The organism is Pseudomonas pseudonitroreducens (assembly GCF_021603645.1).
Taxonomy (GTDB): domain Bacteria; phylum Pseudomonadota; class Gammaproteobacteria; order Pseudomonadales; family Pseudomonadaceae; genus Pseudomonas; species Pseudomonas pseudonitroreducens.
The window spans coordinates 343,454-358,483 of the sequence record NZ_BQHJ01000001.1 but is presented as its reverse complement, the minus strand read 5'-3'; the positions used below and the strand labels follow the sequence as shown (position 1 = coordinate 358,483).

Sequence of the window (15,030 nt, the reverse complement as noted above, 5' to 3'; positions counted from 1 at the left end):
CCCGGAGACTTACCCATGAGCGATATCCAGCGTTTTCCCAGCACCCTGCCCTTCCCTTTCTCCCGCGCCGTGAAGGCCGGTGGCTTCCTGTTCCTCTCCGGCCAGGTGCCGATGACCGCCGACGGCCAGGTGGTGAAGGGTGACATCCAGACCCAGACCGAAGCGGTGATGACCCGCATCGCCGAGAGCCTGGAAGCCTGCGGCGCGAACTTTTCCCAGGTGGTGAAGGCCACCGTGTGGCTGTCCGACATGACGCACTTCGCCGGCTTCAACGAGGTGTACAAGCGCTACTTCGACCAGGGCCTGCCGGTACGCTCCTGCGTGGCTTCGGCCCTGGCGCTGGGCGTGGATGTCGAGGTGGAAATCCAGGCCTACGTCGGCGCAGCGTGACCCCTTTCGGCCCCGCCGCGAGCAGGGCCGCTCGCATAACAACAACAGAGTCTCGATCATGAAAACCAGTCTCAAGCTCGGCGGAGCCTACATCGGCCTGGTGGTGGGCGTCGGCTTCGCCTCGGGCCAGGAGATCCTCCAGTTCTTCGGCGGCTTCGGCATCATGGGCCTGGCTGGCGCGCTGGTGGCGCTGGCGCTGTTCGCCTTCCTACTGATGAACCTCTACCAGATCGGCAGCCGCCTGCAGACCCAGTCGCACAAGGAAGCCATGGAGTACATCTGTGGCAAGCCGCTGGGCCGCGTCGTCGACCTGATGCTGACGTTCTTCCTGTTCGGCACCATGGTGGTGATGTTCGCCGGCGCCAACTCCTCCTTCGAACAGCAACTGGGCATCGGCCACTCCATCGGCGGCATCGTCCTTGGCGTGCTGACCATCATCACCGTGTGCCTGGGCCTGAAACGGGTGATCACCCTGATGAGCCTGATAACCCCGGTACTGATGATCATCGTGGCGATCATCGCCATCTACGCGCTGACGCATATCCACAAGCCGCTGGCGGAACTGGAGCAGATTGCCCAGGCCGTGCCGCATCCGGCGCCCAACTGGCTGCTCGGCGCGCTGCTCTACGTCTCCTACAACGTCGCCGCCACCGCGGCGGCCGTGGTGGTGATGGGCGGCAGCGTGGCGAACCTGCGCACCGCGGCAATGGGCGGAGTATTCGGCGGTATCGGCGTCGGCGTGCTGATTCTCGCCATGGCCCTGGTGATGCTGGTGCAGATCGACGTGATCGGCGGCAGCGCCATTCCCACCCTGCTGCTGAGCAACAACATCGCGCCCTGGTTCGGCGACGTGATGCTCGCCCTGCTGCTGGTGAAGCTGTACTGCACCACCAGCGGTTTCGCCTACACCCTGGCCGCACGCTGCGCCGCCTATGGCGTGCCGTTCCGCGCTGCCACCGTGGTCGCGGTAGTACTCGCCTTCATCGCCAGCCAGGTCGGTTTCGTCAAGCTGGTGGGCCTGGTCTACCCGGCCATGGGCTACCTGGGCTTCGTGCTGATGGCGGCCATCGTCATCGCCTGGTGGCGCAATCGTTCGGCACCATTGCCGGACCAGCAGAAAGCCTGATCGGCAGCCGATCGAGGTACCAACGAAAACGCCCGTCTCCTGCGAGACGGGCGTTTTGCTTTGCGGCTACGGCCCGGCTAGTACCGGGGCGCCTCTCAGCCTTCGATGGCCGGGTTCTGGCCGTTGATGGCGATCCGCTTGGGCTTGGCCTCTTCCGGAACGATGCGTACCAGCTCGACACTGAGCAGGCCGTTCTTCAGCGATGCGCCCTGGACCTCGATGTGATCGGCGAGGCGGAACGACAGCTTGAAGGCGCGCTGGGCAATGCCCTGGTGCAGGTAGGTGACGCTCTCGGAAGCCTTTTCGCGCTTGCCGCCATGGACGGTCAGCACACCGCGCTCCACCTGCAGCTCCAGGTCTTCCTCCTGCAGGCCGGCGGCGGCGATGACGATGCGGTACTGGTCGTCACCATGCTTCTCGACGTTGTAGGGCGGGTAGGAACTGCCGCTTTCACTGCGCAGGGCGGATTCGAACAGATCATTGAAACGATCGAAGCCAACGGACTGGCGGAACAGCGGGGCGAGGGAAAGGACGTTGCTCATTGCGAATCTCCTGAAAATTTCAGCAAGGTATGATCGGGAGCCTGACATCAGAACTCCGGTGCGGGACCCGTCTTCGGCCTCCCGCAGGAACATAGATTGGGCTGCCCGAATCCATTTCAAGCCCCCTTCGCCACAGGATGATTTTCCATGGACAAGGTCATGCTGATCACTGGCGCCAGTCGCGGCATCGGCGCTGCCACCGCGCTGCTCGCTGCCGAACGCGGGTTCGCCGTGGCGCTCAACTATCGCCGCGAGCAGGAAGCGGCCCAGGCGCTGGTCACACAGATCACCAGGGCCGGCGGCAACGCACGCGCCTTCGCCGCTGACGTGGCGAACGAGGAAGACGTGCTGCGACTGTTCCGCGAAGTGGACGAACACTTCGGCCGTATCGACGCACTGGTGAACAACGCTGGCATCCTCGAGCGCCAGATGCGCCTCGAAGAGATGGACGTGGCACGCCTGCAGCGGGTGTTCGCGGTGAATGTCACCGGCACCTTCCTCTGCTGTCGCGAGGCGATCAGACGCATGGCGCGCAAGCACGGCGGCAACGGCGGAAGCATCGTCAATGTCTCGTCGATGGCTTCGCGCCTGGGCTCGCCCAACGAATACATCGACTACGCCGCCGCCAAGGGCGCGGTGGACAGCCTGACCATCGGCCTGGCCAAGGAAGTGGCCGCTGAAGGTATCCGCGTGAACGCCGTACGACCAGGGCTGATCAGGACCGAGATCCACGCCAGTGGTGGCGAGCCGGGCCGCGTGGAACGCCTGCAATCGGCGATTCCGCTGGGGCGCGGCGGCGAGGCCGAGGAAGTGGCGCGAGCGATCCTGTTCCTGGCCTCGAACGAGTCGAGCTACTCCACCGGCAGCTTCGTCGACGTCAGCGGCGGCCGCTGATTCGGCGTAATCGTGGCGCACGCTTTTGTAGGAGCGAGCTTGCTCGCGAACCGCTCAACACCGATGTGTTGGGAGGAACCGCGTTCGCGAGCAAGCTCGCTCCTACGAAGAGCAGATCAAGCGGCTGCTTCGATCTCGACCTGGAGCATCCGATCCAGCACTTCGCAATCGCTCTCGCGGCGCACCTGGGCGAACAGCTCCACGGCTTCGGGATAACTGCGGGTGAGCATCCCCAGCCACTGCTTCAGCCGCCCCGGCGCATAGCGGGGCGCCAGCTTGCGCCGGGCCTGGCGCCAGAAGTCGTCGAGCAGCACGCGCACCTCGGACCAGGGCATCGGCACCACCTCGCGGCCATCGCGCCAGGCAGCGATCTGCCGGGCGAGATCGGGGCGGGAAACCAGCCCGCGGCCGAGCATGATGTCGGCCACACCGCTGATGGAGCGACAACGGTGGTAATCCTCGAGGGTCCAGACTTCGCCATTGGCGAACACCGGCACCTTTACCGCATCGGCGACCTTCGCCACCCATTCCCAATGTGCCGGCGGCTTGTAGCCGTCGGCCTTGGTCCGCGCGTGGACCACCACGTGGGCGGAGCCGGCGTCGGCCAGGGCGCGGGCGCAGTCGATCGCGCCATCCGGGCTGTCATAGCCCAGGCGCATCTTCGAGGTCACCGGGATGTGCGCCGGCACCGCACGGCGCACGGCCTCGATGATGCTGAACATCAGCTCGGGCTCCTTCAGCAGCACCGCGCCGCCACGGGAACGGTTCACCGTCTTCGCCGGGCAGCCGAAGTTCAGGTCGATCACCGGGGCACCCAGCTCGCAGGCCTGCACGGCGTTTTCCGCCAGCAGTTGCGGGTCGGAACCGAGCAGTTGCACACGCATCGGCACGCCGGCGCGGGTCCTGCTGCCGTGCGCCAGCTCCGGCGCGAGCGCCAGGAAGGACGACGGCGGCAACAGTCGGTCGTTGATGCGGATGAATTCGGTGACGCACCAGTCGATGCCGCCGACGCGAGTCAGCACATCGCGCAGGATGTCATCTACCAGCCCCTCCATCGGGGCCAGGGCGATCTGCACGGGAAAATCTCGGGCAATGGCGAAGGCCGCGGATTGTAGGGAATGCGCCGCGCCGGGAAAAGCGCGGCGCGACGGATCACGCGCCCGCTGCGACGCTTGCCGCTGGCAACAAGGCGCGGCCGTAGCCTTCGATGAACTCGACGGGCATGCGCTTGGGCTTGCCGCTGGACAGCTCGATGCAGACGAAGGTGGTCTGTGCGCGCAGCAGCGTCACAGCATCGGCGGGGCGCACCAGCTGGAAGTGGCGGGTCATCTTCAGGCGCTGGTCGGACTCGACGATCCAGGTCGCCAGCTGCAACTGATCGCCTTCGTAGGCGGCGGCCAGGTAATCCACCTCATGGCGCACCACGGCCATGGCACGATCCAGCCGGCGGTACTCGGCCAGGTCCAGCCCCAGGCTCTGGGAGTGGCGCCAAGCGCAGCGTTCCAGCCAACTGACGTAGACAGCGTTGTTGGCGTGACCGAGGCCGTCGATGTCCTCGGACTTGACCTCGATATCGATGACGAACGGGTCGGGCAACTGCCAACTCATGAAGCATGCTCCAGGCTTGCGGCCAGCGCGATCGCCTCGGCGGCCAATTGGGTGATCTGGTCCCAGGCGCGGGCGCGGACCAGGCTGGGCGGCGCGATCCAGGTACCGCCGACGCAGGCGACGTTGGGCAGGCGCAGCACGTTGAGCAGGTTCTCCTGGGTGATGCCGCCAGTCGGACAGAAGCGGATGCCGGCGAAGGGCGCCTTCAGGCTCTTGAGCATCTTGATCGCGGCGTTGCCATCGGCGGGGAACAGCTTCAGCGAGCGGTAGCCGTACTCGAGCGCAACGAGCACTTCCGACGGCGTCATCACGCCCGGCAGGAACGGCAGCTTGGCATCGTCGGCGGCGGCCACCAGCCGCGGCGTGCAGCCGGGGCTGACGGCGAACTGGGCACCGGCGTCGCGGGCTTCCTGGAACTGCTCGGTGTGGATCAGGGTGCCGGCACCGACGATCATCTCCGGTAGCTCGCGGCGGATCTCCGCGACCGCATCCAGCGCCTGCGGCGTCCGCAGGGTCACTTCCAGCACGCGCACGCCACCGTCATACAGCGCGTGCGCCAGGTCAGCGGCGAGCGCCACATCGTCGATCACCAGCACCGGCATGACCGGGCGCGCCTTCTGCAGCACCCAATCCAGCGACAGATTCATGCTTCCCCCCCATCGACCGCCCGCATGCGCAAGACCTCGCGCCCAGGCCGGGGCGGCCGGAAATGCCCGAAAGTCTACGCCAGCACGGCAAACCTGACGACCCGCAACGGGCCATCATTCAACGAAAACGGCGGTCGGTAGCCGCCGTTATCAGCCTGCTGAATGTTTCAGGAAACCAGCGCCAGGGGGAGTGGCATCTCGGCTTCCTCCAACAGTTCGAGGATCGCCTCAGTGACTACGGCATCCGCCAACACACGGTGGTGTCCGCCGGCGGGCAGGCGCAACAGTCGGCTACGCGGCCAGGCCTGGTGAATGGCGGCGGCCTCGCCCACGCGCACGTACTGGTCATCCTCGGCGTGCACCACCAGGCCGGGGAAATCCAGCTGGTAGCGCGCGACGTCCAGTTGCCTGGCGGCAATTCCCGTGCGCCCCTCGATCATGCGGATGAAGCGCGAACGTGCGAGCGGCGGCAGCCCGACCATTCTGGAGAAGCCGCGCAGGACGCCAAGCACATTGCTCGGTGCGCCGATGGTCACCAGCGTCTCGGTGCGCAAGCCCATCTGCGTCGCCAGCAGGGCACTGGCACCGCCCATGGAATGACCGATCACGGCACGCAGCGGCGGCAGCTCGCCAGCCGCTTCCAGGAGGGCGCGGGCGAACAGCACGATATCCGCTTCCTGTCCGGGCGAGCGACCATGGCCTGGGCCATCGAGGGCAATCACGCCGTAACCGGCGCCCACCAGCTTCTCGATCAGCGTGGCGAACTGGGTGGGCCGTCCTTCCCAGCCGTGCATCAGCAGCACGGCCGGACCCTCCCCCCAGCGCAACGCGGACAGGCCAAAGCGCAAGGTGACGCGCTCGGAGCTGGCCAGCAACGGCAGCTCCCAGTCGCGCGGCGAATACCCGTTGGGCGTCACGAACAACTGCCGCATGCGCTGCGCCGCCCATTCCGGCGCGACGCGCCCCAGGGTGGCATTGATGCCTCGAACCCAGTTGAGACCATTCATTTCCGCACCTCCTCAGATCACCGCCTTCTTCGCGGCACGCAGGACACGATCGGACAGGTCTCCGCTGCCCAGGGCTCGGGCCAGCGCCAATCCGCCAATCATCAGGGCCATGTCGCTGAGCACGGAGTCGATTTCCTCGGGGCGGCCAGCCAGCGCCGCGACCATCAGCTCCACGTGTTCTTCCAGGGTCTGGCGGAATTCTTCCGGCAGATTGGCCACCTCGTTCAGCGAACTGGGGATCGGGCAGCCTTCCTCTTCGGTATCACGATGCTTGCGCGACAGGTAGAACTGCGCCGTCAGCGCCCGCCGCTCGGCGAAACTCAACTGCGGATCGAAGCGCTTGAGCCCTTCGCGGCGCTTGGCGAGCAGTTGCCGGAACGCCTCGAGCATCAGCGCGTCCTTGCTCTCGAAGTGCGAATAGAAGCCCCCCACCGTCAGCCCTGCCGCCGACATCACCTCGCCCACGCTGGGGCCCACTGGGCCGCGCTGCAGCAACGCGCTGGTGGCAGCGGACAGAATGCGTTCGCGGGTCTGGGCTTTCTTGTCGCTCATGGCTGGGTTCTCGCTCGGGGAAATATTATGGATAGAATATTATTCTCATAATAAAAATCGGCAAGCAGAACGCATGACCACTGGTCGGAGGAAAACTTTTCGGAAGGGAAAAAACAAAAGGGCCACTGAAAGTCTCAGTGGCCCTATAGGCATCGCAGAGCGATAAAAATGGCGTCCCCTAGGGGACTCGAACCCCTGTTACCGCCGTGAAAGGGCGGTGTCCTAGGCCACTAGACGAAGGGGACATATCCTTCGAAGAAACCCACCAGGCGGTGGATTCTGGCTTCATCCCGTTTGGGAAATTGGTGGAGCTAGACGGGATCGAACCGTCGACCTCTTGCATGCCATGCAAGCGCTCTCCCAGCTGAGCTATAGCCCCAGATGACTCTGGCTGACGACGCGAACGCATCGTCGCTGGAATAGTGGCGTCCCCTAGGGGACTCGAACCCCTGTTACCGCCGTGAAAGGGCGGTGTCCTAGGCCACTAGACGAAGGGGACGCAAAACCTTCGATTTCAGCTCCGCTCGGACAAGCGAAGCCTACTGGTAATTTGGTGGAGCTAGACGGGATCGAACCGTCGACCTCTTGCATGCCATGCAAGCGCTCTCCCAGCTGAGCTATAGCCCCAAAGTACCGCTGGATCTACCGTTCCGCTTCGCTCTGTCAGTTCAGTTCGTCGCTGGAACGGGGCGCATCTTAGGGGCGAGGCGAACCCCTGTCAACAACATTTTTTCAGATTTCTTATTTTTTTCTCCCACAGAACAATCACTTAAGTGACCACCCCGGTTTTCGGCCAGCGAAATCCGCGGCTCGCCTGCCCTCCTCCGGTACGTCCACAATCAACGATGCCGGTATGAAAAAGGCCGGAGCTTTGCAGCATCCGGCCTTTTTCAGTGTAGGAAAGAACTCAGGAGCCGATGGCGTCGCGAATCTTTTCCCACTCCTTGGCTTCTTTCTTCGACGCACCGCCCAGCAGCTCCAGGGCCTGGCGCAAGCGATAGCGCGACAGGTCGGCGCCGAGGATTTCCATGGCGTCGAGCACCGACACCGAACTGGCCGCGCCGGTGATCGCCGGGAACATCAGCGGCATCACATCACGCAGCTTGAGGCCCAGGTGCTCGGCCACGGCCTGGATGGTCGCGGTGATGCGGTCCTTTTCCCACTGGCGCAGCGCTTCGAGCTTCCACAGCACCAGCTGCAACACCTGGCGGACCTGGGTGGCATCGAGTTTCTTGTGCTCGAACAGCTTGGCGTCCAGCTGCACGCCGCCGCTGAAGAAGAAACCGGCCAATGGAGCGATCTGGCTGAAGTTCTCCACGCGGCCTTGCACGTGCGGGGCGATCTTCATCAGGTACTCGGGATTGAGCGCCCACTTCTGCACTTCCTTGGCGAAGTCCTCCACGGTCAGCTCACGGATCCACTGGCCGTTCAGCCAGGAGAGCTTCTCGATGTCGAAGATCGGCCCGCCCAGCGACACGCGGGACAGGTCGAAGTGCTCGATCATCTCCGCCAGGCTGAACTTCTCGCGCTCGTCGGGCATGGACCAGCCCATGCGGCCGAGGTAGTTCAGCAGCGCCTGGGGCAACAGGCCCATGCGCTCGTAGAAGGTGATCGACGTGGGATTCTTGCGCTTGGACAGCTTGCTCTTGTCCGGGTTGCGCAGCAGCGGCATGTAGCAGAGCACCGGCTGTTCCCAGCCGAAGTACTCGTACAGCTTGATCAGCTTGGGCGCCGACGGCAGCCACTCTTCGCCGCGGAGGACGTGGGTGATCCCCATCAGGTGGTCGTCGACCACGTTGGCGAGGAAATAGGTGGGCAGGCCGTCGGCCTTCATCAGCACCTGCATGTCCATGCGGTCCCACGGGATTTCCACGTCGCCACGGAGCATGTCCGGCACCACACAGACGCCCTCGGTCGGCACCTTCATGCGCACCACGTGGGACTCGCCGGCGGCGATGCACCGGGCCGACTCCTCCTTCGGGATGTGCATGCAGTGGCCGTCGTAGCGCGGGGTTTCCTTGCGCGCCTGCTGCTCGGCGCGCAGGGCGTCGAGACGCTCGGAGGAGCAGAAGCAGGGGAAGGCGTGGCCCTTCTCGACCAGTTCGTCGCTGTACTGCTTATAGATGGCGCCGCGCTCGCTCTGCCGATACGGGCCGTGCGGGCCACCGACGTCCGGGCCCTCATCCCACTCGATCCCCAGCCAGCGCAGCGCGTCGAAGATCTGCTGTTCCGATTCGCGGGTCGAGCGCACCTGGTCGGTGTCCTCGATGCGCAGAATGAACTGACCGCCGTGCTGGCGGGCGAAGCAGAGGTTGAACAGCGCGATATACGCGGTGCCGACGTGCGGGTCGCCGGTGGGAGACGGCGCGATACGGGTGCGGACTGTGGTCATGAAGGCTCTCGTGTGCAGCAATTCTTCGTGTGAAGCGGACAGCGCGCGACGGCGCGCGCGCTCATGGGTGCGATGGTATCAGGCGGGCCGCCTTCGGCTCCAGCCAGCGGCCGGGATCAATGGGCAGGTTATTGATCAGGAAGTCGAGGAAAGCCTTCACCTTCATCGCCTGGAAACGCCGCGACGGGTACACCGCGTACAGTTCGCCCACCGGTAGCTGGACCTGCGGCAACACGCGCACCAGACGGCCACTGGCCAACTGCTCGTCAACGATCAGTTCGGGCAGCGAGGCGATTCCTGCACCCGCCAGCACCGCTTCGCGGGCGAAGGTGATGTTGTTGCACGACAGCACCCGGTGGCACGGTACCGTTTCCCCGCGCAACGGCCAGTAGCGTTGCGAATCGGCCTGCAGCAGTACCGCGCGATGGCCAGCCAGTTCCTCGACGGTTTCCGGCCAGCCATGCAACTTCAGGTACTCGGGGCTGGCGCACAGGCAGCGGTTGGTGGTGAGCATGCGTCGGGCAATCAGGGTCGAGTCTTCCGGCTGGCCAACCATGATGACAATGTCCACGCCCTCCTCCAGCGGATCGACATTGCGCGAGGTCAGCTCGACCTCGGCGGTGATCTGTGGATAAAGGTTCATGAAGTCGCCCAGCACCTTGGCCAGGTACATCTGGCCGAATTCGATGGGCGCGCTGATCCGCAACAATCCCGAAGGCGCCTGCTGCAACTGCATCACCGCCTGCTCGGCCTCGGCGAAGTCATGCATGATCTGCCGGCAGCGGTCGTAGTAGGCCTGGCCCACTTCGGTCAGGCGCAGCTTGCGCGTGGTGCGGTTGATCAGGCGCACACCCAGGCGCTCTTCCAGCAGCGCGATACGCCGGCTCACCGTCGACTTCTGCATGCCCAGGCTCTGCGCCGCCTGGGTAAAGCTGTGCAGTTCCACGACGCGAGTGAAGATCAGCGCATCATCCAGCCCCATGATTGTTCCCTATAAGCAACAAAGTTTCCGAAGTGTAGCGGCTACGTGCCGCCACGGAACACTGTTACATTGGCAAACATTTTTTGGCCAACCAAACGCTCGTTTACCTATGCCCGCACAATTACAACGCCGCCTGACCGTGTTCTTCGTCATCCTCGCCGTGGTCGCCCTCGCCTTCCTGGCCCGCTGGTACTTCATCGGCCGCTTCGTCGAGACCACCGACAACGCTTACGTGCAGGGCGAAATCACCCGCATTGCCAGCCAGCTCGGCGCGCGCGTCGATGAGGTGCTGGTGCAGGACAACCAGCACGTCGAGAAGGGCCAGTTGCTGGTGAAGCTGGAAGCCGCTGACTTCCAGCTCGCGCTGGACCGCGCCAAGGCCACCCTGGCGACCCGCGAGGCGGAGCTGGAACAGGCGCGCAGCAAGCTCAAGGGCCAGACCAGCATGATCGCTGCCAGCGCCGCCGATGTGAACGCCAGCCAGGCCACCCTCGGCCGCACCGAAGTCGACCTCGGCCGCGCCCAGGCACTGCGCAAGCCCGGCTATGTCTCGGAAGAGCGCGTCACCACCCTGGCTGCCGATTCCAATGTGGCCCGCTCCCAGGTGGCCAAGGCCCAGGCTGATCTGCAAGCCCAGCGCGTACAGCGCGAAACCCTGGGTACCGACATCCAGCGCCTGCAGGCGCAGATCGAGAGCGCCCGCGCCGACATCACCCAGGCCGAGATCAACCTCGCCCGCACCGAGATTCACGCGCCGGTCAGCGGCCTGGTCGGTCAGCGTGGCGCCCGCGTCGGCCAATACGTGCAGGTTGGCAGCCAGTTGCTGTCGCTGGTGCCGGACGACGGCATCTGGGTCCAGGCCAACTTCAAGGAAACCCAGATCGGCAAGATGCGCCCCGGCCAGACCGCCAAGCTGGTGTTCGACTCCTTCCCCGACCAGCCCATCGACGGCCAGGTGCAGAGCCTGTTCGCCGCGTCCGGTGCGCAGTTCAGCCTGCTGCCGCCGGACAACGCCACCGGCAACTTCACCAAAGTGGTGCAGCGCATTCCGGTCAAGATCACCTTCGCCGACGACAACCCGCTCAAGGGCCTGATCCGCCCGGGCATGTCCGTCGAGGCCGAGGTCGAGCTGCGTGTCCGCTGATGCCCTGGTGCGGCCGGTCGGGGAACCGACCCGCCGCGACTGGATCGCCGTGTTCAGCGCCATGCTCGGCGCGTTCATGGCGGTCCTCGACATCCAGATCACCAACTCCTCGCTGAAGGACATCCAGGGCGCGCTGGCCGCCACCCTGGAGGAAGGTTCGTGGATCTCCACCTCCTACCTGGTGGCGGAAATCATCATGATCCCGCTCACCGCCTGGCTGGTGCAGTTGCTCTCGGCGCGCCGGCTGGCGTGGATGATCTCGGTCGGTTTTCTGTTTTCCTCGCTGCTCTGCTCGTTCGCCTGGAACCTGGAGAGCATGATCGTGTTCCGCGCCATGCAGGGCTTCACCGGCGGCGCGCTGATTCCCCTGGCCTTCACCCTGGCGCTGATCAAGCTGCCGGAGCACCACCGCCCCAAGGGCATGGCGCTGTTCGCCATCACCGCCACTTTCGCGCCCTCCATCGGCCCGACCCTGGGCGGCTGGCTGACCGAGAACTTCGGCTGGGAATACATCTTCTACATCAACATCCCGCCGGGCCTGCTGATGATCGCCGGGCTGCTCTACGGCCTGGAGAAAAAGCCGCCACACTGGGAACTGCTGAAGAGCACCGACTACGCCGGCATCGTCACCATGGCCATCGGCCTGGGCTGCCTGCAGGTGTTCCTGGAAGAAGGCCACCGCAAGGACTGGCTGGAATCGAACCTGATCGTCAGCCTGGGCAGCATTGCCCTGGTCAGCCTGATCCTCTTCGTGATCCTGCAGACCTCACGGCCCAACCCGCTGATCAACCTGGGCATCCTGCGCAACCGCAACTTCGGCCTGTCGAGCATCTCCAGCATCGGCCTGGGCATGGGGCTGTACGGCTCGATCTACGTGCTGCCGCTGTATCTCGCGCAGATCCAGGGCTACAACGCCATGCAGATCGGCGAGGTGATCATGTGGATGGGCGTGCCGCAGCTGTTCCTCATCCCGCTGATTCCCAAGTTGATGAAGATCATCGAGCCGCGCCTGCTGTGCGCCGTCGGCTTCGGCCTGTTCGGCATGGCGAGCTTCTTCTCCGGCGTGCTCAACCCGGACTTCGCCGGCCCGCAGTTCAATCAGATCCAGCTGCTGCGCGCTCTCGGCCAGCCGATGGTGATGGTCACCATCTCGCTGATCGCCACCGTCTACCTGCAACCGCAGGACGCCGGTTCGGCCTCCAGCCTGTTCAACATCCTGCGCAACCTCGGCGGCGCCATCGGCATCGCGCTGCTGGCAACCCTGCTGGATAGCCGCGCCAAGGTCTATTACGACTACCTGCGTGAAGCAGTGGTGCCGGTGAACGGTGCAGTGGACGAGCGCCTGGCGCAGCTGACCTCGCAGCTGGGAACGCAGCAGGCGGCGCTGGGCAAGATCAGCGAGATCGTCCACCAGCAGGCAGCGATCATGGCCTACAACGACGCCTTCCATGCCATCGGTATCGTGCTGGCAATCAGCATGGTGGCGGTGCTGCTGACGCGCCCGCTGCCCGCCGGGATGGGCGCAGGCGCGGGGGCCGGGGCGCACTGAGAGGCTTCAGGCTTCAGGCTTCAGGCTTCAGGCTTCAGGCTTCAGGCTTCAGGCATGAGCTCACCTACGCTTTTGCCTGTCGCTTGTAGCCTGAGGCCTGCCGCCGCCCCTAGCCCATCGACACCATGCGGTCGCGCAACTTGCCGATCTCGTCGCGCACACCGGCCGCGGCCTCGAACTCCAGGTCGCGGGCCAACTGGTACATGCGCTCTTCCAGCTGCTTGATGCGCTTGCCGATCTCGTCCGGCGTGCGCAGTTCGTTCTCGTAGCGGCCGCTCTCCTCCGCCACTTTCGCCAGGCTGCGGCGCTTACCCTTGGCGCCCGGCACCACGGCACCTTCGAGAATGTCCTTGATGTCCTTCTTCACGCCCTTGGGCACGATGCCGTGCTTGGCGTTGAACTCCAGCTGCTTGGCACGGCGACGCTCGGTCTCGTTGATTGCCCGCTGCATCGAGCCGGTCATGTTGTCGGCGTAGAGAATCGCCTTGCCGTGCAGGTTCCGCGCGGCACGGCCGATGGTCTGGATCAGCGAACGCTCGGAACGCAGGAAACCTTCCTTGTCCGCATCGAGGATCGCCACCAGCGCCACTTCGGGCATGTCCAGGCCTTCGCGCAGCAGGTTGATACCCACCAGCACATCGAACTTGCCCAGGCGCAGGTCGCGGATGATTTCCACCCGCTCCACGGTATCGATATCCGAGTGCAGGTAACGCACGCGCACGTCGTGGTCGCCCAGGTAATCGGTGAGGTCTTCGGCCATGCGCTTGGTCAGGGTGGTAACCAGCACGCGCTGATCGACTGCCACGCGCTTGCCGATCTCGGAGAGCAGGTCATCCACCTGGGTGGTCGCCGGGCGGATTTCCACTTCCGGGTCGACCAGGCCGGTGGGGCGCACTACCTGCTCGATCACGCGACCAGCATGCTGGTCCTCATAGGGGCCGGGAGTCGCCGAGACAAAGATGGTCTGCGGGCTGATCGCCTCCCACTCCTCGAAGCGCAGCGGCCGGTTATCCAGCGCCGAGGGCAGGCGGAAACCATATTCCACCAGGGTTTCCTTGCGTGAACGGTCGCCCTTGTACATGGCGCCGACCTGGGGAACGCTGACGTGGGATTCGTCGATCACCAGCAGGGCGTTGTCCGGCAGGTAGTCATAGAGTGTCGGCGGCGGCTCGCCGGGGCCACGCCCGGATAGGTAGCGCGAGTAGTTCTCGATGCCATTGCAGTAGCCCAGCTCGAGGATCATCTCGAGATCGAAGCGGGTACGCTGCTCCAGGCGCTGCGCCTCCACCAGCTTGTTGTTGCTGCGCAGGTAATCCAGGCGCTGCTTGAGTTCGGCCTTGATGTGCTCCACCGCCTCCAGCAACGTCTCCCGCGGGGTGACGTAGTGGCTCTTGGGGTAGAAGGTGAAGCGCGGCAGCTTGGTCAGCACCTCGCCGGTCAGCGGATCGAAGGCGGCGATGTTCTCCACTTCGTCGTCGAACAACTCGACGCGAATGGCCTCCAGGTCCGATTCCGCCGGGAAGATATCGATCACGTCACCGCGCACGCGGAAGGTAGCGCGGGCGAAATCCATGTCGTTGCGGGTGTACTGAAGACTGGTCAGGCGGCGCAGCAGCTCACGCTGGTCCATCTTGTCGCCACGATCCAGGTGCAGGACCATCTTCAGGTAGGACGCCGGGTCACCCAGGCCGTAGATCGACGACACGGTGCAGACGATGATGGCGTCCTTGCGCTCCAGCAGCGCCTTGGTCGCCGACAGCCGCATCTGCTCGATGTGGTCGTTGATCGAGGAGTCCTTCTCGATATAGGTGTCCGAGGACGGCACATAGGCCTCGGGCTGGTAGTAGTCGTAGTAGGAAACGAAGTACTCGACGGCATTGTTCGGGAAGAAGGTCTTGAACTCGCCGTAAAGCTGGGCTGCCAGGGTCTTGTTCGGCGCCAGCACCATGGTCGGACGCTGCACCTGGGCAATGACGTTGGCGATGCTGAAGGTCTTGCCGGAGCCGGTCACCCCCAACAGCGTCTGGTGCGACAGCCCTGCTTCCAGTCCTTCCACCATCTGTCGGATGGCTTCGGGCTGATCGCCGGCGGGCTCGAATCGCGAATCCAGCTGAAAAATCGACATGGGAACCTCGCATTGGCGTGTGACGCTTCGGTCGCCAAAGCGTCATACCAGTCGAAAAGCATGCGCGACAAC

The 15,030-nt window shown here is 64.6% G+C and carries 14 protein-coding genes and 4 tRNA genes; 5 read left to right on the top strand and 13 right to left on the bottom strand.

Annotated features, from left to right (window positions below):
• The first annotated feature begins 15 nt into the window (after positions 1 to 15).
• On the top strand, positions 16 to 390 hold the full coding sequence (locus tag L6D89_RS01670; protein WP_236170987.1) for a RidA family protein: 375 nt from the start codon (positions 16 to 18) through the stop codon (positions 388 to 390).
• A 58-nt stretch (positions 391 to 448) separates the two neighbouring features.
• Positions 449 to 1,516, top strand: a complete 1,068-nt coding sequence (locus L6D89_RS01665; RefSeq protein WP_236198545.1) for a YkvI family membrane protein — start codon at positions 449 to 451, stop codon at positions 1,514 to 1,516.
• A gap of 95 nt (positions 1,517 to 1,611) precedes the next feature.
• Here L6D89_RS01665 and L6D89_RS01660 read toward each other — a convergent pair whose 3' ends face one another.
• Positions 1,612 to 2,058 carry an Hsp20 family protein gene (locus L6D89_RS01660; protein ID WP_236170989.1) on the bottom strand — a complete coding sequence of 149 codons (447 nt, stop codon included), beginning with the start codon at positions 2,056 to 2,058 and terminating at the stop codon, positions 1,612 to 1,614.
• A gap of 147 nt (positions 2,059 to 2,205) precedes the next feature.
• Between L6D89_RS01660 and L6D89_RS01655 the strand changes: the two genes are divergently transcribed.
• On the top strand, positions 2,206 to 2,952 hold the full coding sequence (locus L6D89_RS01655) for an SDR family oxidoreductase (protein WP_236198544.1): 747 nt from the start codon (positions 2,206 to 2,208) through the stop codon (positions 2,950 to 2,952).
• Positions 2,953 to 3,068: 116 nt separating this feature from the next.
• On the opposite strand, the gene L6D89_RS01650 is transcribed toward L6D89_RS01655, so the two are convergent.
• The 11 genes from L6D89_RS01650 to L6D89_RS01600 all read right to left on the bottom strand — a co-directional run bounded on the left by L6D89_RS01650 (position 3,069) and on the right by L6D89_RS01600 (position 10,140).
• Positions 3,069 to 4,028 (bottom strand): tRNA dihydrouridine synthase, encoded by a 960-nt coding sequence (locus tag L6D89_RS01650; RefSeq protein WP_236198543.1) that lies wholly within the window; start codon positions 4,026 to 4,028, stop codon positions 3,069 to 3,071.
• Positions 4,029 to 4,104: 76 nt separating this feature from the next.
• Positions 4,105 to 4,560, bottom strand: coding sequence for an acyl-CoA thioesterase (locus tag L6D89_RS01645; RefSeq protein WP_236198542.1), 456 nt, complete (start codon positions 4,558 to 4,560; stop codon positions 4,105 to 4,107).
• Complete coding sequence (locus L6D89_RS01640) at positions 4,557 to 5,207, bottom strand: bifunctional 4-hydroxy-2-oxoglutarate aldolase/2-dehydro-3-deoxy-phosphogluconate aldolase (RefSeq protein ID WP_236170993.1); 651 nt, start codon at positions 5,205 to 5,207, stop codon at positions 4,557 to 4,559. Before L6D89_RS01640 ends, L6D89_RS01645 begins: the two co-directional genes overlap by 4 nt.
• Before the next feature lie 167 nt (positions 5,208 to 5,374).
• The gene (locus L6D89_RS01635; RefSeq protein ID WP_236198541.1) at positions 5,375 to 6,214 is read right to left on the bottom strand and encodes an alpha/beta fold hydrolase; all 840 of its coding nucleotides are present in this window, start codon (positions 6,212 to 6,214) and stop codon (positions 5,375 to 5,377) included.
• Between the two features lie 12 nt (positions 6,215 to 6,226).
• Positions 6,227 to 6,766: a TetR/AcrR family transcriptional regulator gene (locus L6D89_RS01630; protein WP_236170995.1), complete on the bottom strand. Its 540-nt coding sequence runs from the start codon at positions 6,764 to 6,766 to the stop codon at positions 6,227 to 6,229.
• A 169-nt stretch (positions 6,767 to 6,935) separates the two neighbouring features.
• Positions 6,936 to 7,011: transfer RNA gene (locus tag L6D89_RS01625), tRNA-Glu, on the bottom strand.
• Between the two features lie 58 nt (positions 7,012 to 7,069).
• Positions 7,070 to 7,145, bottom strand: a tRNA-Ala gene (locus L6D89_RS01620).
• 44 nt (positions 7,146 to 7,189) lie between these two features.
• Positions 7,190 to 7,265 (bottom strand) — tRNA-Glu (locus tag L6D89_RS01615).
• A 52-nt stretch (positions 7,266 to 7,317) separates the two neighbouring features.
• A tRNA-Ala gene (locus L6D89_RS01610) sits at positions 7,318 to 7,393 on the bottom strand.
• Positions 7,394 to 7,673: 280 nt separating this feature from the next.
• Positions 7,674 to 9,158, bottom strand: a complete 1,485-nt coding sequence (gene gltX / locus L6D89_RS01605; RefSeq protein ID WP_236198540.1) for a glutamate--tRNA ligase — start codon at positions 9,156 to 9,158, stop codon at positions 7,674 to 7,676.
• A 61-nt stretch (positions 9,159 to 9,219) separates the two neighbouring features.
• Positions 9,220 to 10,140, bottom strand: coding sequence for a LysR family transcriptional regulator (locus L6D89_RS01600; protein ID WP_236198539.1), 921 nt, complete (start codon positions 10,138 to 10,140; stop codon positions 9,220 to 9,222).
• Positions 10,141 to 10,249: 109 nt separating this feature from the next.
• On the opposite strand from L6D89_RS01600, the gene L6D89_RS01595 reads away from it, so the two are divergent.
• Together L6D89_RS01595 and L6D89_RS01590 are read left to right on the top strand one after the other, a co-directional pair.
• On the top strand, positions 10,250 to 11,284 hold the full coding sequence (locus tag L6D89_RS01595; protein ID WP_236170998.1) for an HlyD family secretion protein: 1,035 nt from the start codon (positions 10,250 to 10,252) through the stop codon (positions 11,282 to 11,284).
• Positions 11,274 to 12,833 carry an MDR family MFS transporter gene (locus tag L6D89_RS01590; protein WP_476748343.1) on the top strand — a complete coding sequence of 520 codons (1,560 nt, stop codon included), beginning with the start codon at positions 11,274 to 11,276 and terminating at the stop codon, positions 12,831 to 12,833. The genes L6D89_RS01595 and L6D89_RS01590 overlap by 11 nt, the downstream gene beginning before the upstream one ends.
• Before the next feature lie 109 nt (positions 12,834 to 12,942).
• On the opposite strand, the gene uvrB is transcribed toward L6D89_RS01590, so the two are convergent.
• Entirely contained in the window at positions 12,943 to 14,958 is a 2,016-nt protein-coding gene (uvrB, locus tag L6D89_RS01585) for an excinuclease ABC subunit UvrB (protein WP_236170999.1), read from the bottom strand.
• Positions 14,959 to 15,030 lie beyond the last annotated feature (72 nt).